This window comes from Methanolobus sp. (assembly GCF_016278385.1).
GTDB lineage: Archaea > Halobacteriota > Methanosarcinia > Methanosarcinales > Methanosarcinaceae > Methanolobus.
In genome coordinates this window covers 66,944-88,726 of record NZ_JADQBY010000013.1, presented here as the reverse complement: position 1 = coordinate 88,726, position 21,783 = coordinate 66,944, and the positions used below count along the sequence as shown (strand labels likewise).

General features: G+C 40.6%; 22 protein-coding genes and 1 tRNA gene. 9 read left to right on the top strand and 14 right to left on the bottom strand.

What is annotated here, in order from left to right; genetic code table 11:
- Window positions 1-6: 6 nt before the first annotated feature.
- The 10 genes from QZZ23_RS05605 to thiD form a co-directional block, all read right to left on the bottom strand.
- A complete protein-coding gene (locus tag QZZ23_RS05605; RefSeq protein ID WP_292467616.1) occupies window positions 7-2,670 on the bottom strand; it encodes a PAS domain-containing sensor histidine kinase in 2,664 nt (887 codons plus the stop codon).
- 117 nt (window positions 2,671-2,787) lie between these two features.
- Entirely contained in the window at window positions 2,788-3,405 is a 618-nt protein-coding gene (locus QZZ23_RS05600) for a HemK2/MTQ2 family protein methyltransferase (protein WP_292467614.1), read from the bottom strand.
- A gap of 14 nt (window positions 3,406-3,419) precedes the next feature.
- Window positions 3,420-4,229, bottom strand: coding sequence for a 16S rRNA (adenine(1518)-N(6)/adenine(1519)-N(6))-dimethyltransferase RsmA (gene rsmA, locus QZZ23_RS05595; protein WP_292467612.1), 810 nt, complete (start codon window positions 4,227-4,229; stop codon window positions 3,420-3,422).
- Window positions 4,230-4,246: 17 nt separating this feature from the next.
- Entirely contained in the window at window positions 4,247-4,840 is a 594-nt protein-coding gene (locus tag QZZ23_RS05590; RefSeq protein ID WP_292467610.1) for a DUF655 domain-containing protein, read from the bottom strand.
- Window positions 4,841-4,918: 78 nt separating this feature from the next.
- Window positions 4,919-5,272, bottom strand: a complete 354-nt coding sequence (locus QZZ23_RS05585; protein WP_292467607.1) for an RNA polymerase Rpb4 family protein — start codon at window positions 5,270-5,272, stop codon at window positions 4,919-4,921.
- A gap of 154 nt (window positions 5,273-5,426) precedes the next feature.
- Window positions 5,427-5,720 (bottom strand): 50S ribosomal protein L21e, encoded by a 294-nt coding sequence (locus QZZ23_RS05580; RefSeq protein WP_292467606.1) that lies wholly within the window; start codon window positions 5,718-5,720, stop codon window positions 5,427-5,429.
- A gap of 78 nt (window positions 5,721-5,798) precedes the next feature.
- Entirely contained in the window at window positions 5,799-7,091 is a 1,293-nt protein-coding gene (locus QZZ23_RS05575; protein ID WP_292467604.1) for a tRNA pseudouridine(54/55) synthase Pus10, read from the bottom strand.
- A gap of 79 nt (window positions 7,092-7,170) precedes the next feature.
- Window positions 7,171-7,767 (bottom strand): tRNA (pseudouridine(54)-N(1))-methyltransferase TrmY, encoded by a 597-nt coding sequence (trmY, locus tag QZZ23_RS05570; protein ID WP_292467602.1) that lies wholly within the window; start codon window positions 7,765-7,767, stop codon window positions 7,171-7,173.
- A 21-nt stretch (window positions 7,768-7,788) separates the two neighbouring features.
- Window positions 7,789-9,084: a DEAD/DEAH box helicase gene (locus QZZ23_RS05565; protein ID WP_292467600.1), complete on the bottom strand. Its 1,296-nt coding sequence runs from the start codon at window positions 9,082-9,084 to the stop codon at window positions 7,789-7,791.
- A gap of 76 nt (window positions 9,085-9,160) precedes the next feature.
- A complete protein-coding gene (thiD, locus tag QZZ23_RS05560; protein ID WP_292467597.1) occupies window positions 9,161-10,507 on the bottom strand; it encodes a bifunctional hydroxymethylpyrimidine kinase/phosphomethylpyrimidine kinase in 1,347 nt (448 codons plus the stop codon).
- 256 nt (window positions 10,508-10,763) lie between these two features.
- Here thiD and QZZ23_RS05555 point away from each other — a divergent pair, with 256 nt between their 5' ends.
- The 3 genes from QZZ23_RS05555 to purF all read left to right on the top strand — a co-directional run bounded on the left by QZZ23_RS05555 (window position 10,764) and on the right by purF (window position 12,704).
- Window positions 10,764-10,982, top strand: coding sequence for an LSm family protein (locus QZZ23_RS05555; protein ID WP_292467595.1), 219 nt, complete (start codon window positions 10,764-10,766; stop codon window positions 10,980-10,982).
- A gap of 111 nt (window positions 10,983-11,093) precedes the next feature.
- Window positions 11,094-11,264: a 50S ribosomal protein L37e gene (locus QZZ23_RS05550; protein WP_292467593.1), complete on the top strand. Its 171-nt coding sequence runs from the start codon at window positions 11,094-11,096 to the stop codon at window positions 11,262-11,264.
- 24 nt (window positions 11,265-11,288) lie between these two features.
- The gene (gene purF, locus QZZ23_RS05545) at window positions 11,289-12,704 is read left to right on the top strand and encodes an amidophosphoribosyltransferase (RefSeq protein WP_292467591.1); all 1,416 of its coding nucleotides are present in this window, start codon (window positions 11,289-11,291) and stop codon (window positions 12,702-12,704) included.
- Window positions 12,705-12,951: 247 nt separating this feature from the next.
- Here purF and QZZ23_RS05540 read toward each other — a convergent pair.
- From QZZ23_RS05540 to QZZ23_RS05530, 3 genes are all read right to left on the bottom strand, one after another.
- A tRNA-His gene (locus QZZ23_RS05540) sits at window positions 12,952-13,023 on the bottom strand.
- A 126-nt stretch (window positions 13,024-13,149) separates the two neighbouring features.
- On the bottom strand, window positions 13,150-13,935 hold the full coding sequence (locus tag QZZ23_RS05535; RefSeq protein ID WP_292467589.1) for a sulfide-dependent adenosine diphosphate thiazole synthase: 786 nt from the start codon (window positions 13,933-13,935) through the stop codon (window positions 13,150-13,152).
- 151 nt (window positions 13,936-14,086) lie between these two features.
- Window positions 14,087-16,318, bottom strand: coding sequence for a PAS domain S-box protein (locus tag QZZ23_RS05530; protein WP_292467587.1), 2,232 nt, complete (start codon window positions 16,316-16,318; stop codon window positions 14,087-14,089).
- A 142-nt stretch (window positions 16,319-16,460) separates the two neighbouring features.
- On the opposite strand from QZZ23_RS05530, the gene QZZ23_RS05525 reads away from it, so the two are divergent.
- Together QZZ23_RS05525 and QZZ23_RS05520 are read left to right on the top strand one after the other, a co-directional pair.
- Window positions 16,461-17,588, top strand: coding sequence for an AAA family ATPase (locus QZZ23_RS05525; protein WP_292467585.1), 1,128 nt, complete (start codon window positions 16,461-16,463; stop codon window positions 17,586-17,588).
- 38 nt (window positions 17,589-17,626) lie between these two features.
- Window positions 17,627-17,893, top strand: coding sequence for a hypothetical protein (locus QZZ23_RS05520; protein WP_292467583.1), 267 nt, complete (start codon window positions 17,627-17,629; stop codon window positions 17,891-17,893).
- A gap of 30 nt (window positions 17,894-17,923) precedes the next feature.
- Here QZZ23_RS05520 and QZZ23_RS05515 read toward each other — a convergent pair whose 3' ends face one another.
- Window positions 17,924-18,844: a ribonuclease Z gene (locus QZZ23_RS05515; RefSeq protein ID WP_292467581.1), complete on the bottom strand. Its 921-nt coding sequence runs from the start codon at window positions 18,842-18,844 to the stop codon at window positions 17,924-17,926.
- Between the two features lie 249 nt (window positions 18,845-19,093).
- Here QZZ23_RS05515 and QZZ23_RS05510 point away from each other — a divergent pair, with 249 nt between their 5' ends.
- From QZZ23_RS05510 to QZZ23_RS05495, 4 genes are all read left to right on the top strand, one after another.
- A complete protein-coding gene (locus QZZ23_RS05510; protein ID WP_292467579.1) occupies window positions 19,094-19,468 on the top strand; it encodes a 30S ribosomal protein S8e in 375 nt (124 codons plus the stop codon).
- Between the two features lie 56 nt (window positions 19,469-19,524).
- Window positions 19,525-20,016: an Lrp/AsnC family transcriptional regulator gene (locus tag QZZ23_RS05505; protein ID WP_292467577.1), complete on the top strand. Its 492-nt coding sequence runs from the start codon at window positions 19,525-19,527 to the stop codon at window positions 20,014-20,016.
- A gap of 31 nt (window positions 20,017-20,047) precedes the next feature.
- On the top strand, window positions 20,048-21,223 hold the full coding sequence (locus tag QZZ23_RS05500) for an aminotransferase class I/II-fold pyridoxal phosphate-dependent enzyme (protein ID WP_292467575.1): 1,176 nt from the start codon (window positions 20,048-20,050) through the stop codon (window positions 21,221-21,223).
- A 251-nt stretch (window positions 21,224-21,474) separates the two neighbouring features.
- Window positions 21,475-21,699, top strand: coding sequence for a hypothetical protein (locus QZZ23_RS05495; protein ID WP_292467573.1), 225 nt, complete (start codon window positions 21,475-21,477; stop codon window positions 21,697-21,699).
- Window positions 21,700-21,783: the final 84 nt, after the last annotated feature.

The following is a 21,783-nucleotide window of genomic DNA, read 5'->3' as shown; positions in this document are numbered from 1 at the left end:
AATTTATTACTTTCTGGGTAATTTGATAGTGAATGTGCTGCCTTTTCCTGCTTCACTTTTCACTTCAATTGTCCCTTTGTGAAGTTCAACTATATTTTTAACAATTGATAGTCCAAGTCCTGTTCCCTGGTATTTTCTTGTCATTGATGAATCCACCTGATAGAATGGCGTGAAAAGTTTATCCTGTTCTTCTTTGTCCATTCCTATTCCATTATCAATTACGGAGAGCTGCAATAATTTGTCCTCAACTGTTACTGAAACTTCTACATGGCCCTTTTCCGGGGTAAATTTCACAGCATTGCTTATGAGGTTATATGATATCTGCTTGAACCTAGTCTTGTCGGCATATATTCTCGTATTCTTTAAAACCTGGAAATTGATATCTATATGTTTTTTCCTTGCAAGAGGACTTATTATGTTGTATACATTTCTCATGACGTCATTGACATCAAATTCCTCAAAGTGCAGCTCTATTTTTCCTGCTTCTACTTTTGAAAGGTCCAGTATGTCATTTATCAGTTCAAGCAAATGCTTTCCACTTGAAGATACGTTGTTTGCAAATCTATTCTGCTTAGTGTTAAGTTCTCCAAAAGTATCTTCCTGCAACATTTGAGAATAGCCTATTATGGCATTTAATGGCGTTCTCAGTTCATGGCTCATGGTTGCAAGGAATTCACTCTTTGTACGATTTGCTTCTTCAGCTTCCATTTTAGACATGAGAATTGCTTTCTCTGCTCTTTTCCTTTCTGTTATGTCCTCGACACTGTATATTATTTTCACATCATCATGTAGGTCAATGCAGGCAGTTGAAACCAGTATGTTCAATTCAAGCTGTGAACCATCGGGTAATTTTATTGTGGTGATTCCTTCTCTTTTATGAATATTATTTCGTGTTTTTAATGTCTCTATGGCAGCAGTATAGAAGATACATCTGGTACATTTTTCATTGGTTCCGCACCCATTCCCTTTTGACGCATTAACACAGGAGAATATTTCTCCAGGTTTCTTACCAATAGATTTTTCTTTCTCTAACTTTGTTATTTCCATACATTCCTGGTTTATGTTCTCAACAATTCCATTCCTGTTCACAAGTACCATGGGTATGGGGGCAAGATCAAAAATAGTATCTAGCAGCTTTGCCTGCTTTTCAAGTTCAAGCTCATTTTTTTTGCGTTTATCAATATTACGGCTAATCCCCAGGAAAAATTTAAAGTTGCCTTCATTGTCAAGGACCGGATTGATATGCATTTCTACCCATAAAGTAGAACCATCTTTGCATGGCTGTTCTAGTTCTATGGTGCGTGGTACCTCGGGAAGAAATCCTTTTTTGAATGTACTGAAGAAAGCATTCCATAGTTTCATCAAGTCCTGGAATGATTGGGGTGTAAATCTTTCTTCGGTAGGTAAATTCTTCAATTCTTCAAGAGTAAATCCTCTTAAGTTTTCAACTGAAGGACTGACATAAAGAGTATTACCTCTTGCATCAAGCATCCATATTACGTCATTTGCATTCTCAGCTATCAGACGGAACATCTCTTCGCTTTCTTTTAAGGAATCTTCTGCTTTTTTTCTTTCAGTAATGTCCGAGCAAACTCCAATTGTTCGAACTACTTCCTTTGTAACATCATCAAATATGGGTATTCCCTGCTCTTTCCAATACTTTATTTTGCCATCTTTTGTAAGTATGCGATACTCAGCATGAAATAGGTCGCCTGTTTTGCGGTAGTTCTCTATTTTTTCCATAACTTCTTGCAGGTCGTCCGGATGTACTTTCTCTAACCAGGCCTCGAGGCTTCCCATAACTTCTCCTCGGTTGTAACCAAGGGCTTCATCTATGTCTCCGTACCATTCCAGATGGTCAGTTTTTATGTTCCATTCATAGATAAGGTCACTTGTACATTCGGCTGCAATCCTGAAACGCTCTTCTGCTTTTTTGCGGTCATTGATGTCGCGGATAACTCCGGTGAACGACTTGAATTTTTGATCTTCATCAAAAACAGGGTTTACGGTCAACTCTGTCCATAATGTTGAATCATCCTTGCATAAGATTTCCATTTCAATTACCGGAGCTTTGATAGGTAGGCCTTTTTGAAGTTTAGAAAGGAAAGTGCCCATAAGACTATTAATATGTTCAAAAGACTGCTTTGTTACCAGTTCTTTCATATTCTTTTTCAGTGTTTCCTCCTGCGTAAAGCCTGTAATCTTTTTTACAGAAGGACTGACATAAAAAAATTTACCTGAGGTATCCATTGTAAAGATAATGTCATGTATACTATCGGCGATCATGTGAAAATTATCATTGCTTTTGTTCAGGGTATTTGAAGCCTCTTTAATTTTATATTTGAGTTCATCTCGCGTATAAGGCTCCTTGATATACAATGCCTTATCCGAAGTGGAGATTATGTCAAAAAAACTCTCATCTGGCTCTGATATGATGAACAAAATAGTCGAGTCACTTTCTGAGGATATTCTCATTGCTTTTTCCACAATGTCCACATTAGTGTCTTTTTCAGTTTTACAAAAAAATATAGATCTTTCAAAGAGACATGTCTCTGTATGGGTGCTGTGGTCTAAGTGGTGCACAGAAATCTTATTGCAGATATCCTGAAGATCGTTTTTCAGCTTAAACGAATCGATTTTGGTATGGTTGAGGAGGACTGGTACTGTCATATGTTTCCTCTATTATGGGGTAATAAAGTAATGATTAACAAATAAACAGAAAGTGCAATTATATTAATCTTTGCATTTAAATAGATTATTAAATCATGACCCAGTTGCTTTTGGATATTAGTTTAAAAAGTTATTTTCAGATACATTGAGCCTTTTTGCCTCAATAACAACCAGTTCTTCAAAAGAGCATTTATCCCTTGCAATGATTTGTGAACTGAAACCAGATTGTTCCACTTCCTGCATAACTTCATTTATACCTGTGAGAGAGGAAACTAACAACAAGATTATCCCATCGGGTTTCAGGTAGTCACACACCTGTTCCATGAATGACTTGATATCCTTGCGACCGTCAACACCTCCGTCAAAGGCATAATTCAGCCACCCTGGAACCTTTTCATCTTCTGATGTTGGAAGATATGGAGGGTTGAATATTACAAAGTCAAATTGATGCATGGCTTTAAGCCCAGTGAACATGTCTGTCCTGATAACATCGATACCATTGGATTTTGCACAGCTTGCAGCCAGAGGACTTATGTCTGTTCCCACAAGCCTGATATTACGGTTGGCTTTCAGGACTGCAGATACGAAACCTGTGCCTGTACCAATTTCCAGGACATTCATACCATCACTGACTAATTCAAGGGCTGTATCGGCAAGTAAATAGGAATCTTCGGCAGGCTCGTATACATGCTCAGAGAGCCTGACCATTGCATTGCGATGTTTGATTGTAATCATAGTCAAAAAATGAGTTATTTTTGTTTGTGCCTGAGCATCGTGTTGGCAAGTTGGGCAAATTGTGCCGGTTCAAGATTCTCGGGCCTCAGGTTAAGCAGTTCTTCCGGCAATTCATTTATGAATTCTTTCATATCATCAATGCCAAGTAGTTTCTTGTTCCTGAGTATGGAGTTTCTCATCTTCTTACGTCTCTGCCCAAAAGCTGCAGTAACGAAATCGAGGAAATATTTCTCATCCAGTACTTCAAAGTCCGCGGGTCTGGGTATAATTTCTACTACAGCAGAAAGGACTTCAGGTGGTGGGGAAAAAGCTCCTTTTGGAATTTGCATGACCATTGAAGTATCTGCAAAATAGTGTGCATTCACAGAAAGGCGGCTGTAGTCTTTTGAATTAGCATGTGCTACCAGTCTCTGTGCAAACTCGTACTGGTACATGAGTATTCCGAGTTTGAAATTGTATCTGAATAACTTAAATGTTATCTCGGAAGATATGGAATACGGGAGGTTTGAAACGACCTTGTCAAAAGGTGGAAAATCAACTTCAAGTACGTCTCCATGGATTATGGTAAGTTTGTCTGAATCTCCAAAACGGTCCTTCAGGACATCAACAAGTTCAGGGTCTCTTTCTATGGCAATTACATGGGCAGACTTGTCCATGAGCCTTTCAGTAAGATTACCAATCCCTGCACCAATTTCAAGTATAGTTTCATCGGGCTTGATATCAGCAGCATCTACAATCCTGTCAAGGATTCGCTTATCAATTAAAAAATGCTGGTCATGGTATCCACCACGGACACCATATTTCCTTAAAATATCATAAACCAAAAAATAAACACCTTTTACTAGTTGCGTTGACGACGTGGAGGTATTGTAAAGAGTCTGTACTTGATAGCGTCATCCTTTAGTTCATCTATGATCCTGTTAACAACAGTCTTCTCAGGTGAGTGTACTCCTCCGACTCTTTCGTGAAGCTCTTTAAGGGTCTTGAAAGGTCCTTTCTTCCTCTCGTCTATGATGGCCCACATGAGTTTCTTCCCAATTCCCGGGAGTAATTCAAGCATGTGTAACCTGTTTGTGATCGGATGTGCATCATTGAAGAATTTGACAAATTTCTCTTCATTATCTTTTACAATCTTTTCAAGAATATAAGGTAGCTCAAGCTGGGCACCATGACTTAGATCCTGGTATGGTATGCGGTGTTTCACATGATCTATAAGATCCCTGTCACCATCTCCAATATAAACCCGGGACTGAATTTCCGGTACTTTTCCTTCTTTTGGTACAAGTTCCATTAAAACGAAATGGATCTCTCCGACAGCCTGTACAAGAGGTTTCTTTTGATATGAAGGACGTTTATCATCAGAACTTCCATATGGAAGATAATCTAGGATTAATGCATACTCTTCTTTCTCAGGTGACTTTCCCCTCATTGTCATGTTTATCCTCCAGTGACATACCTGCTGCTACTTATGCAACTTTTCTCGAATAAAAAAAGGGATGTATCGAATATAAATCTAATCCATTGCTTCTTCTACAAGGTTTAGCATTTCATCGAGCTCTTCATCAATAAGTGTGAATCTCTCTTTTGCATAAAGTGATCGGAGCTCATCTCTTGTCTGTGGCAGTATATCAGCCATCCTGATTGCAATTTCAGGCTTCATTTTTTCAAGCTCAAGAAGTTTGTTGACAAGAACCCTTGCTTTTTCAGGGGATGTCTTTGAGAACATCTCTGCATGGTTGATAGCTTTGCGCAGTTCATATCCAAGTTCTTCTTCATCTTCGAGACGCTCTTCCATTATCTCTTGCAACAGACCCTTTACTTCAGCCAGAGTCAACAATTCTTCACTCAGAACTTTTTTTACTATCATTGGTATACACTCTATGCATTGTTTGATTAAGCCATCCTCGGACGGCGATATGATTACAATAAAATATATTTATTTCGTTAAATACACGCAATAGAGATATATCTAACGATAAATAAAGGTTATTCAGGTTATAAAACCTGAATGTCCCCGATACTCAATATTTCTGTGGTTTAAGGTGCTGTGGAAGGGATATAAGTTCTTTTGTAGCGTTTCCATCCCTAATCTGCAAGAGATAAGCGCGACCACGCTGGCCGATAACCTTTCCAGTCTTACCCTGGAATCTTGCATTTGGCATTCCTTTCTGTATGCTTGGATCAATATCGATGTGGACCATCTGTCCATTGTCGAATTCCTGAATTGCCTTGCTGATAGGGGAAAGACCTCTTTCTCTAGTGGTTTTCTGTAACTTATACCTTGTACAGTGTTTTTCGCCGTGTGATGTTGCCATGATTATTTTCCTCCATTGATCAAATGATTAGTTTAACTTATGAATGTTCAAATGTAATTGTTATAGGTACTTTGTGTGTCAAATGTCTACATTGACAACATTAAGTTCAGACACTGTAGCCTGCACACCTAACTTTCCGGTAAGGCTTGGCTCAGTTCTTCCATCGTCTCCAGACGTTAGTTCCTTCACATACAGGCCGCCATCACAGTGAACTTCTATAATGGCATACTCATCTGTTTTCTCTTTGAGCTGCATGCTATGAACGTATCGTTTTCGTACAAGATCCGCCCTTCTGTGCGCTACACGCTGTGGAGTCCTTTGATGTATCTGCGCCCCTATAAGAGAACTTATAGCACCTTCAAGCTTGTCCGTGGAAACAGGCTCTTTGAATGTAACTTTAAGGTTATAAACTTTATCCGCCTTTGAGGACTTCAGAATCTCGACTACGCCTTTCTCCACTATCTTCAGCCCTTCGACCTCTACCTTCCCACTAGCGAACTCATTTATCTTCTTCTCCAGATCCCAGACATCTATGCTACGAATAACCGGATTCAGTGCCTCTACAACAAAAGGTCTTCCTGTCCCAAGCATCAGGGCATCTATATCTTCACGCCCGGCACCATGGAACTTTGTATCTGTTCCGTTTGTTGCCTTGATGACATCTTCAGCGATAAGTTCATCTACAGACTCAGGATACTGTTTTCCAGTATTATCGCATTGTTCACAGCCTCTGCCGCCACAGCTCCTGCATGGCCACCTTGTCTGTGGAATTCCACGCACTAGTTTTCTGTACCTGCCCTGAATATAGAGTGATTTGACCTGTATGCTTGTTGACTCCTCTGCAATATCCAGAGTAACAACAATATCCGGTCTTTCAAACTCAACTTCTTTCCCCGTACGTGCTGATATAAGCTTGCCAACCTCACGGTTCATTTCAGTCTTGAACTGCTCGGCCTGCGTTACACCGCATTCACTCCACAGTATTTCTTCATTTTCCCCTATAAGGCCACTGACTTTTGTGCCCACAAGAAATGTAGAGTATTCCTGATCGCCTATGCTTGCAACTGCTCTGTCAGCCCATACATCAAGATTGTCAAAAACACCCATACATACCCAGCACTTCTCATCTTTACCCTCGACCTTTAGGGTCTTTCTTGCATAGTGACTGCTATGTGCAAGTTCTTCAAGTAAGGAGTCGTCACCGGTATCTTTGAACAAAGCATCCCCCTGCATGACCATACTCAATTTAATGGCCTGACCTCGTTCAACATTAGTAAGACCAGTAGACAGCTTGGCAAACTGCCTCCCCATACAATGGTCACATATAGGGCCTTCTTCGATAATTTTCTTGGCGGTTTCAAGTATGCTCATAGAATCACGTTTCTCTCTATATTGAATGTCTCTGGATGATTTCCAACAGATGTATACTATATAATATAACCTTTTTTGACTATACTTCTTTTCTGTCCAGTTCATTATGAATTATTATCATACAATGATCTGAATGAAGTGAAATTGGACCTATGTTAAGTGTCTGTTTTGCCACTTTATCAATGATGGCCTCTTCTTCTTCAGTAACCCCCATATGGTCACCAAGGACAAAGACTGCATCTGTATTAAGACCGTCATACTCCCGGATATTCACACCATCTTCCCTCAGATAATAAATATCCCTGCCTGCATCGTTGAATTCTTCAAGTAGCTCCTCAAGTCCTGCCCGGCGTATCCATACACCAGGAGTGGATTGGGTTTCATATTTAAGAGCATCTCTTTCAAGTGCTTTTTTTATTAGGGAACCGCTACTTCTCTCATCGGGATTGAGGTACTTTAGCTTCTCTCCATTAAACCTTATTACTTTACCAGGATCCGGATCTCCAAGAAGTACCAGATAGACATTGATATCACGCCTCATCCCATGTGAAAGGAAAAGTGCTGAATTGACACACCTACACAGGATATCCATCCTTCCGGCCGAACCGGGCAGGTCATTAAGTGAAAAATCACCAGTTGTCAATGCTTTATGTCCTATGATTACAAAATCTTTCATTTAATATCCTCTATTATAGTTCTATTTCTCATTCCTAAGTATAATTTTTGCAAGTGCTGCAGCAATTTGTCGATAGTTGATAGTGTCATCAGCAATACCAGAGACAAAATCATCGTATTTATCCAGATGCCCACGTCTAATTTGCATCCTGATATCATCTGCAATACGACCCTCTTTTATTTTTTCTATATCCTTGTTGCTTGGAAGCTCTCTTTTAATAATATCTGTATTAGTTATTTTTGTAATAGCATTCAGCTTGCCAAGTTCCTTCCTGGATACAAAAGAGTATGCAAGCCCCGGCCTGCCTGCCCTTGCAGTCCTTCCTATCCTGTGCACATATGTTTCAAGTTCCTGGGGCAGATCATAATTGAAAACAACTTCTATATTATCGACATCTATACCCCTTGCAGCTACGTCAGTTGCTATAAGGATACCAATCTCCTCATTTTTGAACATGTCCATTCTTTGTTCTCTTTTCTTCTGCTTTATGTCACCATGAAGTGCATCAGCAGGATATCCACGGGAGCGCAGCTTAATAACTAATTTGTCAACTTCCTTTTTAGCATTACAAAACACAAGTGCAGACTTGATATTTTCAGCATCTATCAAACGTTTCAATGCCTCTGGTTTTGCATTGTCCTTTACTTCAAAGTAATATTGCTTCACCTGAGGCACAGTGAGTTCTTCCTGAACCACCTTAACCAGGACGGGATCTTTCTGATACTGTTCTGTAAGTCGGAGAATGGGTTTTGGCATTGTTGCCGAAAAGAGTAAAGTCTGTCTGCCAAGAGGAATAGTACCAAGTATTTCTTCTATAGCTTCCCTAAATCCCATATTGAGCATCTCATCGGCTTCATCAAGCACAACAATACCAATATCATCAGTCTGCATTGTCTGCCTTTCGAGATGGTCAATAATCCTTCCCGGAGTTCCAACTATTATTTGTGCTCCAGTTTTAAGCGCACTTATCTGGGAATCAACAGATAAACCACCATATACAGATAGCACTTTAAGCTCAGGAATATATTTTGCAAGCCTGCCAAGCTCTTCAGACACCTGGTTTGCCAGTTCTCTTGTCGGACATACCACAATGGCCTGGGCTTTTTTGTTAGCAGGATCAAGAAGTTCCATTAAAGGTATTCCAAAAGCGGCTGTTTTTCCTGTTCCGGTCTGCGCATGCCCGATAATGTCTTTTCCTTCCAGTATAAGGGGAATACATTTTTCCTGAATTTCAGTTGGTTCCCTGAACCCCATTTCCTTAATACTTTTCCTTATCTCCTTTGAAAGATAAAGCCCGTTGAATGCTTCTGTTTCCATTTTATTTTCCACTCTTGACAGAAACCAATATTTGTTTCATCTGAAATATGTATGGACGTATTATGTAGATATGAGATTATCCGTTATTTATTATTAGGGCATGCATCTCAGCTATTTTTACAGCAGTTTCCGCAACTTCTGTGGCGCTGTGCCCGATTACCCGAATCATGGACTCTTTTCCCACGCCGCCTTTATCATAGATAATATCAGGCACACTACCATGCCTCTCAATGGAATCCGTTGTCCCCCAGTCCATGGTATGCGTTTCTTCGGGTTCTTCTTCTCGGGAAAATGAGGAGATGCTGAGATCCAGTTCCCTGCATATATCCACAAGCTCTTCAGAATAGCTGATATTCACAGCTGATCTGGATTTCGAGTCATACTTCATTGCAGTAAGTATTATGCGGGCAACGTGACTACTTGCACCGAACTCTACATCCCCTACCACCTGTGGAGCTCCGTTTACTTTGACTATCCGACCTGTTAGTGCAACCACTTCTAAAGTGGACGCAGCATCAGAGAGTGACATTGCAATGTTACACCCAACTTCCGGAATAATACCTGCAAAGTTTTTGCACCTCCTAAGTATCCCAACTCCTTCTTTTACATCCTCCATAACAACATATTTCTCAGCGTTGTGAAGGACATGAGACAACTGGTTAACCGGGCCCACACCTTTCCCAATATGAACGCTTCCTTTAATAGCCTCGACAACAAAATCCTTTGCCATTTTTGCAGCTTTATCTATACCATACCCCTGTGCAAGACATGATGCCAGTGCAGCAGAATAAGTACATCCTGAGCCATGTGTTCCACCTTTGACAAAGGTTCCGGGAATTATAGTGTATGTGTCATTTTCGGATTGATATAATATATCTGATGCATCCAGGTGACCACCAGTAACGATAACGTTCCTTACACCTGTAAAACTGATTATTTTTGCAGCTTCCTTAGCATCATCCACACTTCGGATCTGCATGCCAGAAAGGATGATTGCCTCATTGATATTCGGCGTAACCACTTCACTTAAGGGCAACAGTTCATCTTTTAAAGTTGAGACAGCATCTTTTCGAAGCAGGTCCCCCCCTGCCTCAGCTGACATGACAGGATCAACTACCAGTTTCAGCCCATGTTTTTTCACAATCTCTGCGACTGTTGATATAATCGCAGAAGACGAGAGCATACCGGACTTAGCCCATTTGATATCCATATCATCACAAACTGCATCTGCCTGACTGCTTATCACTTCACAGGGGAGGTCATAAGCACTTAACACTCCTGTAGTGTTTTGTGATGTTACTGATGTTATAGCGCATGCCGGGTGGAGTCCCATGGAAGATATTGTTTTAATATCTGCTTCTACCCCTGCTCCCCCTCCGGAGTCAGAACCTGCGATGGTCAGTATGACTGATACTTTACTCATATTCACTCTCCTCTGGTCTCATTTCCTGTATGACGAAGCCCTTAAATGCCTTGATATTTATATATCAGTTGGTTAACGGAGTCTATTATATCTTGTGATATGGGCGTTAGATTTGTTGAAAAGCTGCTATCTTCGATAGTTTTATATACTGAATCTGCAACATTGGAGCATCGCAATATGTATAAGTGAATAAACAAATTTACAAGCTAATACTCGCGTATAACTATTCGAATTTATTTAACTGAGGGCGACTAAAATGGGAAACAGACCTCTTGATATATTGAACGATACTTTAAACACACCTGTAATTGTGAGACTTAAAGGCGCAAGGGAATTCCGTGGAAAACTTCAAGGATATGATGTCCACATGAACCTTGTTCTTGATGATGCGGAAGAACTTAAAGAAGGAGAAATTGTGAGAAAATTAGGTAGTGTTGTTATCAGAGGTGACAACGTAGTTTACGTATCCCCCTGAAACGAACGTAACCTATAAGAACTACTAGCCATATCAAGGGTAAACTCTGAGCTATTAATGGCTACAAATAATCTATTATTAATTAAATTTTAAATCAAAAGGTGATTATAAATGTCAAAAGGTACTCCCTCAATGGGTAAAAGACAAAAGCGTACGCATCTGAAATGCAGGCGCTGCGGTAGTGTTTCACTTAACATTCACACAAAACAATGCACATCATGTGGCTTTGGAAAAACTACACGCATGAGAAGCTACAAATGGCAAGCAAAGTGCAAATATTAAGTCTTTTTTAGACTAGGAATATAAATGCGCGAAGAATGCGGTGTTGCAGGGATCGTACAGTTCATTAAAGAAACACATGCAGTCCCTTCCGCGCTTCGCATCTACTATGCTCTGTATGCTTTGCAGCATCGTGGTCAGGAATCCGCAGGAATAACTGTTCATGATGGCAAACAGCCCCATACTCTTAAAGGCATGGGCCTTGTCCCGGAAATATTTGACAAGGACGAGCTAGTGGGCCTTAAAGGCAATGTAGGGATTGGCCACGTACGCTATTCTACTTCAGGCGACTCCCGAATAGAGAATTGTCAGCCATTTATTGTGAAATATAAGAGTGGCAGTGTGGCACTTGCCCACAATGGTAATCTGGTCAATGGTCTGGATCTTCGAGCTCAACTTGAGACTGAAGGACACGTGTTTGTTGCAACTTCAGATACTGAAGTGATTGCACACCTGCTTGTAAAAGAACTGCTAAAACACGGCACGGTTGAAGCTGTACGCAATGTGATGAAGCAACTCAATGGGTCTTACTCCCTTGCCATCATGATCGATGATGTGCTTATGGCTGTAAGAGATCCGTTAGGATTTAAGCCCCTGTGCATTGGCACAATTGATTCGGGCCATGTTGTTGCTTCAGAGAGTGTAGCAATCGATACTTTGAATGGGAAACTTTTAAGGGATGTTAAACCAGGCGAACTTGTCATATTCAGAGATGGAGAAATTGAATCATATCAACTCTTTGAAGAGAAATTTTCTGCACATTGTGTTTTCGAGTATGTCTATTTTGCACGTCCCGATTCTATAATCGACGGACAACTTGTTTACAGAGTACGTGAAAGAATTGGTGAGAGACTGGCCATTGAACATCCGGTCGATGCGGATATGGTATCCCCGGTACCAGACTCAGGAATCACTTCTGCCATAGGATATTCCAGAGGTTCAAAAATAGACTATGAAGAAAGTCTTATGAAAAACCGCTATATAGGTCGTACTTTTATTCTTCCCGGCCAGGCAATGCGTGAAACAGCCGTGCGACTGAAGATGAATACGATCAACGCGAACATCAATGGGAAAAAAGTAGTCCTCATCGATGATAGTATTGTGCGGGGAACTACATCGCGCCGTATTATCGACATGGTACGCAACGCAGGTGCTAAAGAAGTACATGCCCGCATTGGAAGCCCACCCATAGTAGCACCATGTTACCTTGGTATTGATATGGCATCCAGGGATGAGCTGATAGCAGCCCACAAAACAATAAAAGGCGTTGAAGCAGTGATCAATGCAGATTCATTAGGATACTTGAGTGTTGATGGTCTGGTAGCATCAATTGGAATTGGAAGAGATGATCTCTGCGTAGGATGCCTCACAGGTGCTTACCCCGTAGAAATTCCAGGCGAAACTGTTTGCCAGCGAAGGCAGCTAAAGCTGCACGAATTCTAATTTTTTTTTGAAGGGATTGTATACCCCCATCAAACATAACTTATACATTAAGCATATAGAATTATATAGTAGCAAATTGCACGACCTATTTATATTACAATCTAGCGACATGATGCAATGATGCACTAATCCTTGCTAACAAGGAGGGAGCTAACTAATAGCTATTATTAGAATAACGGAGAAAAGTAAACTCTGTGTTCTTGTTTTAATAGAACAAAACCAAAACGATGATAAAATAATATTATAGGGCCGGGATCGAGAATCGAACTCGAATCGTAGCCTCCACAGGGCTACAGGATAACCGCTACCCTACCCCGGCACGAAGTAGGTGCTTTCCTTGAAAGCACCCTATAGAGGTCCGTTTCTTACATAAATCTTTTCCTTTGAAACAACTTTGAACAGCATCATCAGACCTCATTCATTGTATAGAATTTTATTTATCGTTTCAGTTTTTCAATTGTTTCAGTTTTTCAATTGCAATTTCAGCAGCTTTTTTACCGGACAGCATCATTCCGCCAAAGACAGGGCCCATCCTGGGTGCTCCCGCAACGGCATTTGCAGCCATCCCGGTAACGATAAGACCAGGATATACTTCTTTAGTAGTATCCATCAGGATTTTTTCTCCAACATCTGCCCACATTGGCTTTTCACCAATTACACCAAGTTCAATATCAGCCCCTGGTATCTTTCGCTGGACCGTGCTGCATATACCTGCATCATGCCCGGTTCCATCAATAACAACCTTTGCGCGGATTGCCAGAGGATCTACATGAAGGCGTGCCATTGAAACCGGACCCCAGTTGATAACAAGGCCGCAAACAGCATCATTTTCCCTGATCATCACATCTTCCACATCAATAAGATTGAATATTTCCACGCCTGCACCGGTTGCACCACAAATGAGCTTTCCAACAGATTCAATAGAACTTGCCACATAATAACCTTTTTCATATTCATGGTAATTGATACCGAAATCATCCAGGATGTGCTTTGCATCTTCCTGAACCACTATACGAGGGAACATCATTCCACCGCCCCACATGCCCCCTCCGATAGAGAGCTTTTTCTCAAAAAGAACTGTTTTCAGTCCAGCCTCACCAAGATATTTGGCAGCAACAAGGTTCGCAGGTCCTCCCCCTACAAGTGCCACATCAACATCAATGTAGTCCAGAAAAACCTTTGAAAATTCTTCTACAATAGCCCTCGTAATTATAGTCTCATCAAGTTCCATTTTGTTTCCTCATCAAAATTGATACAAACGGTTCTGATAAGACCTATCTTTATTAAAGTTAATGGAAAATAAAAAATCAACAATTAATATGAATCAGAGCATCATGCTCTGTATTTAGTTCTGCATCACATTCCAGATCAAGTTAATTATTTTAGTCAACAATGCTGTCGTGAACTTTGTTCAACCGGACCCAGAACACGCTACCTTTGCCTTCCGGATTGTCATCCACACCAACAGTCCCCCCAAGAAGAACAGCTATCTTTTTCACAATAGCAAGACCAAGGCCAGTTCCTTTTACTCCGCTTTTATCTACCCTCTTAAAACGATCAAAAACAAGAGGTTTAGACTTATCCTGAATGCCATCACCAAAATCAATTACATTTACTTTCCATTCATAATTGCAATCCTGAATGTCGATGATTATCCTTGTATTCTCAGGACTATACTTTATGGCATTCGATATGTAATTTACAAATATTTCTTCAACAATAGGATTAAGCATGGAAGGGTAACTGCCATCTGCCCTCATTTCAATGACCATATTCTTTTCCTGCAGTTGCTGGTCGAATTGTTCTGTCGCATCATTCAGGATATCCATGATATCCATCATCATAACTTCAAGTTCCTCTTCAGATTCAAGCTTGGCGAATTTGGCAGCAGTCTCTATCATGTCGATGAGTTTGTTGATGCTTCTCTGCATAATCCTAAGAATCCTTGCTTTGCTTGGATCCTCCTCCATTTCAAGCAGTACATCAGAAAATCCTCTGGCATTTCCTGCAGGATTAAGGAGGTCATGACGCATAATATCTGTAAACAGGTCTTTTAGCTCGTTAGAGTGGCGAAGCTCTTCTTCGACCTTTTTCCTTTCATCGAGATCCATTGTGGTTCCGGTGAATCTGAAAGGCTCACCCATTTTATCCCATTCGGTCAGCTTACCCCGGGCAAGTATCCACTGCCATTTGTCCTGGCTGTTCTTCATCCTGAATTCGCATTCAAATAAACCTAATTCCTCAGTCAGATGTTCATCGATGGCTTCATTTAAAATTTTAATATCATCAGGATGTACAAGGTGTTTCCAGAATTCAATGTTTGGCTTGATCTCTTTTGCATCATACCCCAGCATTTTACCCCAGCGGGCATTGTACATTACTTCATTGGTCCTGAGGTTCCAGTCCCACATTCCAAGATCTGCACCTTCAAGTGCCAGCTCCATAACTTCTTTTGTCTTTGCAATTTCACTTTCCATACCCTTGCGTATTGTAATATCACGCACAACTGCAAGAGCATAATTATACTGGTCAAGAGTGGAAAATGTAACATTTATTTCAGCTGGCAGAGTGCTCCCATCTTTTCTTGTTAATATCTTGTCAGGTCCAAAATACCTATCTCCTAACATATCCTTAAAATTATTTTCCCAGAAATCATCGTTCAAAAGTGATTGAATGTCCTGCTTCCCCATGCCAAGGATTTCTTCTCTGGAGTAACCCAGTTCTTGGCATGCGGTTTGATTGACATCTATTATCCTGTCTTTTTCCATATCAATAACGAATATAAAGTCATTCGATCTGTTTATGAGGTCCTTGAAAAGTCCCAGATCCTTAAGGAACGATTTGTGATTCAGAGCCATGCCTAAAAGTTCCGAAACCACTTTTAATGTCTGGAGATACTCCTGGCAACATTCTATAGATACTGTATAGCTCTCGACACTTACAAATCCTGCGATTTCCCCGTTTGCCTCCACAGGTATTACTAAAATGGACTGTAAGCCGTTTGAGTTTAATATCTTCCTTTCCCTGTCAGCATTGCTCAGAAGTTTGCTGTCATCAGATATGAAAATCATTTCTTTTTTGTTCAGTTTTTCCCCTATCCAGGGAAAATACGAAAATGATGTTTTTTCAAAAATACTGCTTTCATTTTGGAACTCATCCGTTTTCCAGTGATGCGACATATGTGCACTACCATCACTTTTAAACAAGAACAAGTAGCTATTCCCCACATTACAGAGTGTAGCTGTTCTTTCCAGTGTTTTGAGAATTATTGTGTCAATGTCTTTTGGTGTAATGAACATTGAGACCAGCGAAGAAATCATATCTTCAATCTTTGCATTGCGATCTACAAGTTGCTCAAGCCCTTTTCTTTTGCCTTCCAGTTCCTCTATTTTTGATTCGAGCTCTCGGCTCTGTTTTTCTATATGACTACTGGCATAAATGATTGCTATGAAAGTACACCCTATCAAAGCTGAACTGATTATTATGGAGTTTGTATCCTTTGCAATAACAAACGGTGCGAGTAATACGAATCCGAATATACAGACTATTAAAAAGAATACAGTATTAACTACGCCTGGAATTTTTACATGTTTCATAGTCTTTTCATTAGCCATGTTCATTGGTAATATTGTCAGGACTGGTATATTTATTCTTCGTTTAATATTTTTTGTTTTTAATAACCCATGTGTCGAAACCTTTAAGGGTTAGGTTTAAGAATTTGCTTAATTCATTTACAAATGTAGAATTAAAAAAGAGATGATAGATATAGTAAGGACTGCCCAGAAAACAAACCCTAAATCAAACAGGGAAACAAAATCAGAAGAAGCTGAGTGCACTGCAGAATTCCTTGTACTTGAGCCAGCAGGCTACCCCATGGCAAGCATACTTGATGAATATCCCGAAATCGAGGATCCTGGTGTTTTTGAACATTATGCCAGAGAACAGTGGAAAGGCTGTACAGCCCATAAAGGAGATTATCTTTTTGATAATCGCATGTATCCTGATTTTGCCTATAAGGTTACCGATGTTGAGCCACCCGGGTCATTCATTGGGCAGAATACACACATTGTTGTAAAAGACACGACTATAAGCAGTGTTCCTGCAGTTGAGTTTAGAAGTGATGTCACCTTTGATGATGTTATAGGTCAGCAAAATGCACGCAAGAAGTGTAAACTCATTGAACGTTTCCTTGAGGCACCTGATAAATTTGGGAAATGGGCACCCCGAAATGTACTTTTCTTCGGTCCTTCCGGCACTGGTAAGACAATGCTTGCAAAGGCACTGGCAAATAAAGCCCATGTCCCAATCATCCCTGTGAAGGCTACCGAGCTTATAGGCGAATTTGTTGGTGAGGGTGCCAGACAGATTCACCAATTGTATGAGCGCGCGCAGGAGATGGCCCCATGTATCATATTCATTGATGAGCTAGATGCCATTGCCCTTGATCGCAGACATCAGGAATTGCGCGGCGATGTTGCGGAAATAGTTAATTCACTCCTTACGGAAATGGATGGTATCGTTGAGCGCCCCGGCGTATGTACGATTGGAGCTACAAACCGTACTGACACCATAGACCCCGCTGTTAGGAGTAGATTTGAAGAAGAAATAGAGTTTACCCTACCTGATGAAAAAGAGCGTCTTGAAATTCTTGAATCAAACGTTCAGACCTTTCCCATTCCTGCAAAAGATGTTGACCTTAAAGCCATTGCAAAGATGACACAGGGACTTTCTGGAAGAGACCTTGTAGGAAAAGTGCTCAAAACAGCACTCCATAATGTGATAATTGAGGACAGAGATAGTGTAACCCAAGATGACCTCTATGCTTCTGTCAAGAAACTGAAGAATATTCCTGCACCATCAAATAGTGACAGAATGTACATTTAAGGATTATCTTTTTAAACCTGACAAATGTATCGAGGACTATGTCTGAGGTAAATGAATCTGATCGGTTTGAATGCATTATCGTTAATGTAATTAACACCCTCATTTGGAAAGGAGTGGTTGTCGAAGAGGTTGAATCCGGAGGTCGTGTATATTTTGGAAAAGTGAAGGCAGAAGGCTTTAAATATGCCCCGGGCGACATCCTGTATATAGGCATTAAACGCCTTAATAGTGAACTTGAGGAGATGCCAATGGAAGTTTCCCTCTACGACGCCAACGATAAGAGGCTTGATTGGACCTTCCTGTAGGTTTTGTTTTAATTCAGATCACAGAAAAATTCACCTTTGGTCCCTGTATGGAATGTCAAGTTCCATCAGATCCTCAGCAACTACTACTTTTTTGAATACATTTTTTGCTTCCTCCAGCAGTTGTGCAGGATTATCTGAGTATCGGGAACTGATGTGTGTGAGTACAAGATTCAGAACATTTGCTTCTTTTGCAAGAGAAGCAGCCTCTTGCGCAGTTGAATGCATTGATTCGATCGCCCAATCCTGCTGATCATTTGCAAGCGTGGAATCATGTATCAAAAGATCAGCATCTTTACTGGCTTCAAGTACGGCTTTGCAGGGCCGGGTATCTCCTGTGTAGACTATTTTCCTGCCGGGGCGACCTACCCCTACTACATCCTGCGAGTGTACGATTTTGCCGCCTACCTCCACAGATTCCCCACGATGGAGTTTTGAAAATAGTGGACCTGGAGGAACGCCCAGATCAATAGCTTTCTGACGGTTGAATTTGCCACTCCTCTCATTTTCTATAAGAGCATATCCAATACTTGGGACACTGTGCTCTGTTTTTAAGGCTACTATGGAATAATCATTTCTTTTAATTACATCCCCGGGACTCAAGTCTATTGCATCAATTTCAAAGCGGAGTTTATAGTATCCAAGGGCACTGAGTATACGGGCAAATTCATGCACCCAGTGAGGACCATAAATTTTCAATGGTTCGGTTCGTCCGTGAAAAGACATAGTCTGTATGAGTCCTGGAATTCCAAGAATATGATCTGCATGGAAATGTGTTATGAATATGGATGTCAATGCTTTCATCCCGGTCTTTGCTCGCATCATTTGTTGTTGCGTACCTTCTCCGCAATCAAAGAGCATAAGCTCGCCCTCACGGTTGACCATAACAGCCGAAGGGTTGCGTTCCGGGGTTGGAAGGGAACCCCCTGTTCCAAGAAATATTACGCGAAGCATATACCTATATAAGTGTTAGAATTATTTATGAATTGTCTCTGATGATGCTTATGATAGAAAGCAGACTTTGTTGTGGTTTCTGTTTTTGTGTTGGAAGCGCTCCTTAACACATCACTCGAAAAGTTCATATAGCATCTTATTATTAAAGGAACGTCCATAAATCATACCAGATTTGAAATACCAGATTTAAATCTGAATTATTAAAGTAATTCATTCATATTTATAATAACAATCATAAGAGGATATATCATGAAATGTCAAGGTAGATCTAGAAGAACATATACAGGTGCTAAAGTAAAGGGAGCTCGCGGTAAGAGGAAATTCGAACTTGGCCGTGAATCAGCTGACACTCACATTCACGAGACAAAGAGGAAGAATGTTGCAACAAGAGGCGGAAACAGGAAAGTAAGACTTCTCCAGTGCAACGTCGCAAACGTAACAGATACACAGGGCAAGAGCCATCAAACCAGCATTGAGAATGTTGTTGGAAATGATGCAAACGAGCACTATGTCAGGCGTAACATCCTTACAAAAGGCTCCGTTATCAAGACTCCTCTTGGTAATGCAAGAATTACAAGCCGTCCTGGTCAGGATGGTGTAGTGAACGCAATACTGCTCGAATAATCGAGCATTCTTTTTTCTTTTCAATTTGAGTGTCTGGTGTTATGGGGTTGCTATAGATGGATGATAAAACACGTCATATTCTGGAATGTCTTGAAGAGGATGCAAGAATAGGTCATGAAAAGATTGCAGCCCTTACAGGACTTACTGTTGATGAAGTTAGCAAAAAGGTAAAAGAGCTTGAGGACAGTGGAGTGATCCGCAAATATAAGACAGTCATTGACTGGGATGCTGCGGGTGATGAGTACGTCTATGCAATTATCGAGCTGGAAGTGACCCTTGAAAGGAAAATGGGGTATCAGGCTCTTGTAGAACGCTTGTACAAGTTCCCCGAAGTACGTTCTGCCAGACTTCTTTCAGGACAATACGACCTATCACTTACCGTTTTTGGTAAGACAATGAAAGAAGTAGCTTTCTTTGTTGCTGAGAAGATCTCAACCCTCGAACAGGTACAGCACACAACAACTCATTTTGTCCTGAAGACGTATAAAGAGGATGGTGTTATCCTCTATGAACAGGACCATGTTACACGTTTACCGGTGACTCCCTGATAAGGGTCACATTACAAAGGATGTATAATGTATGAGAAAAACATGCACCCCTTCAAAATTTGTAGCGGATGTAATGAACAAGGTGCCTCCATCAGGCATACGCCGCTATTTTGATCTTGCATCAGGGTTAGAAGATGTCATATCCCTTGGTGTAGGTGAGCCGGATTATGTTACTCCATGGCACATAAGGGAAGCGTGTATTCATTCACTTGAATGTGGTGAGACCTCATATACTTCGAATTATGGCCTTATAGAGCTTAGAGAAGAGCTGGCCAGTTATTTTTCCACAAAGTATAGGGTAAATTATAATCCTAATTCAGAGATACTGGTTACTTCAGGAGTTAGCGAAGCCCTTGATGTAGCCATAAGAGCTATCACCAACCCGGGTGATGAGATCATTGTCGTCCAGCCAGCCTACGTGGCATACGTGCCTTCCGTGATGTTTGCAGGTGGCGTCCCTGTTATTGTTTCAACGAAACTTGAGAACAATTTTAAACTGACCGCTAAGGAGCTGGAAGCTGCAATCACGCCAAAAACAAAAGCTGTGATCATCAACTTCCCGAACAACCCCACTGGTGCTACCATGGGCAAGGAAGACCTGGAAGCTATTGCAGATGTTGTCTGCGAGCATGACATCATGGTCATTTCCGATGAGGTCTATGACTGTCTTACTTATAATGGTAGTCACACATGCTTTGCATCCCTTGAAGGCATGCGGGACAGAACGATCCTGCTAAATGGATTTTCCAAAGCATATGCAATGACCGGTTTCAGGATGGCCTATGCAATGGCATCCCCTAAAATAATCAGTGCAATGATGCTGATTCATCAGTATTCCATGCTCTGTGCACCCATTACAGCACAGATCGGTGCCATAGAAGCCCTCAAGAACGGCCAGCAAGAAATGGAACGCATGGTCCGTGACTACGACCGTCGCCGCCACCTCATAATCAGCGGCCTGAATAAGGTCGGACTTGAATGCTTCGAGCCAAAAGGCGCATTCTACGCTTTTCCATCTGTCAAGAACACAGGCCTGAGCTCCGAGGAGTTTGCAGAACGCCTGATGAACGAGCAGAAGGTTGTCACAATCCCCGGCAATGTATTTGGTGAAGCTGGTACAGGTTTCCTCAGATGCTCCTACGCAACTTCCAGAGAAGAAATTGAGATAGCTCTGGAAAGGATAGGGGTATTTATGGATGGATTGTGAAAGCGGTAAGCTTTCAATTTTCTTTTTTAAGGGCAGCTTGAATTTGAATTTGTATTAACCACCTCTAGACACATCACGACAAGCTTAGTTGAAACGTGATATTATTTGCAGAGGTTGTACATTATAATGATATTGAATTGAAAGACCTGTCATTTTTAAAGAGCATTTTGCATTATATGAATAAAAATATGAAACCACAAATATTTTAGTGAATATATGAGAAGTATATTTTGCAAAATATGAGTTGATGAATGGTGAATGAAGAAGTAAAAATGTTTGCTGATAGATGGAATACACAAATTGAAAATATTGAAAATGAAGAGCAAATCAGTGAAAGAAAAAAGACTAATATATTAGATGATTTTAAAGTCGATAAAATGAAACTTCACTTAACCAGATATGAAAAAAGTCATAATTACAAATACATCCAGGATTGTGAAGTTAGACTTAAAACGAAATTACTTGAAAGTGAATGATAAAAGCACTATTTTAAAGCTCTTTTGTAAGTTAAAATAATTTAATATAGTTAAATTAATCTTTTCAATTGGAAAGAAATAGCA

Excerpts from the sequence above, each read along its gene's own strand:
- QZZ23_RS05605 (WP_292467616.1), bottom strand. The coding sequence starts at position 2,670 with ATGACAGTACCAGTCCTCCTCAACCATACCAAAATCGATTCGTTTAAG.
- QZZ23_RS05600 (WP_292467614.1), bottom strand. The coding sequence starts at position 3,405 with ATGATTACAATCAAACATCGCAATGCAATGGTCAGGCTCTCTGAGCAT.
- QZZ23_RS05590 (WP_292467610.1), bottom strand. The coding sequence starts at position 4,840 with ATGACAATGAGGGGAAAGTCACCTGAGAAAGAAGAGTATGCATTAATC.
- QZZ23_RS05585 (WP_292467607.1), bottom strand. The coding sequence starts at position 5,272 with ATGATAGTAAAAAAAGTTCTGAGTGAAGAATTGTTGACTCTGGCTGAA.
- QZZ23_RS05580 (WP_292467606.1), bottom strand. The coding sequence starts at position 5,720 with ATGGCAACATCACACGGCGAAAAACACTGTACAAGGTATAAGTTACAG.
- QZZ23_RS05575 (WP_292467604.1), bottom strand. The coding sequence starts at position 7,091 with ATGAGCATACTTGAAACCGCCAAGAAAATTATCGAAGAAGGCCCTATA.
- trmY (WP_292467602.1), bottom strand. The coding sequence starts at position 7,767 with ATGAAAGATTTTGTAATCATAGGACATAAAGCATTGACAACTGGTGAT.
- QZZ23_RS05565 (WP_292467600.1), bottom strand. The coding sequence starts at position 9,084 with ATGGAAACAGAAGCATTCAACGGGCTTTATCTTTCAAAGGAGATAAGG.
- thiD (WP_292467597.1), bottom strand. The coding sequence starts at position 10,507 with ATGAGTAAAGTATCAGTCATACTGACCATCGCAGGTTCTGACTCCGGA.
- QZZ23_RS05555 (WP_292467595.1), top strand. The coding sequence starts at position 10,764 with ATGGGAAACAGACCTCTTGATATATTGAACGATACTTTAAACACACCT.
- QZZ23_RS05550 (WP_292467593.1), top strand. The coding sequence starts at position 11,094 with ATGTCAAAAGGTACTCCCTCAATGGGTAAAAGACAAAAGCGTACGCAT.
- purF (WP_292467591.1), top strand. The coding sequence starts at position 11,289 with ATGCGCGAAGAATGCGGTGTTGCAGGGATCGTACAGTTCATTAAAGAA.
- QZZ23_RS05535 (WP_292467589.1), bottom strand. The coding sequence starts at position 13,935 with ATGGAACTTGATGAGACTATAATTACGAGGGCTATTGTAGAAGAATTT.
- QZZ23_RS05530 (WP_292467587.1), bottom strand. The coding sequence starts at position 16,318 with ATGGCTAATGAAAAGACTATGAAACATGTAAAAATTCCAGGCGTAGTT.
- QZZ23_RS05525 (WP_292467585.1), top strand. The coding sequence starts at position 16,461 with ATGATAGATATAGTAAGGACTGCCCAGAAAACAAACCCTAAATCAAAC.
- QZZ23_RS05520 (WP_292467583.1), top strand. The coding sequence starts at position 17,627 with ATGTCTGAGGTAAATGAATCTGATCGGTTTGAATGCATTATCGTTAAT.
- QZZ23_RS05515 (WP_292467581.1), bottom strand. The coding sequence starts at position 18,844 with ATGCTTCGCGTAATATTTCTTGGAACAGGGGGTTCCCTTCCAACCCCG.
- QZZ23_RS05510 (WP_292467579.1), top strand. The coding sequence starts at position 19,094 with ATGAAATGTCAAGGTAGATCTAGAAGAACATATACAGGTGCTAAAGTA.
- QZZ23_RS05505 (WP_292467577.1), top strand. The coding sequence starts at position 19,525 with ATGGATGATAAAACACGTCATATTCTGGAATGTCTTGAAGAGGATGCA.
- QZZ23_RS05500 (WP_292467575.1), top strand. The coding sequence starts at position 20,048 with ATGAGAAAAACATGCACCCCTTCAAAATTTGTAGCGGATGTAATGAAC.
- QZZ23_RS05495 (WP_292467573.1), top strand. The coding sequence starts at position 21,475 with ATGGTGAATGAAGAAGTAAAAATGTTTGCTGATAGATGGAATACACAA.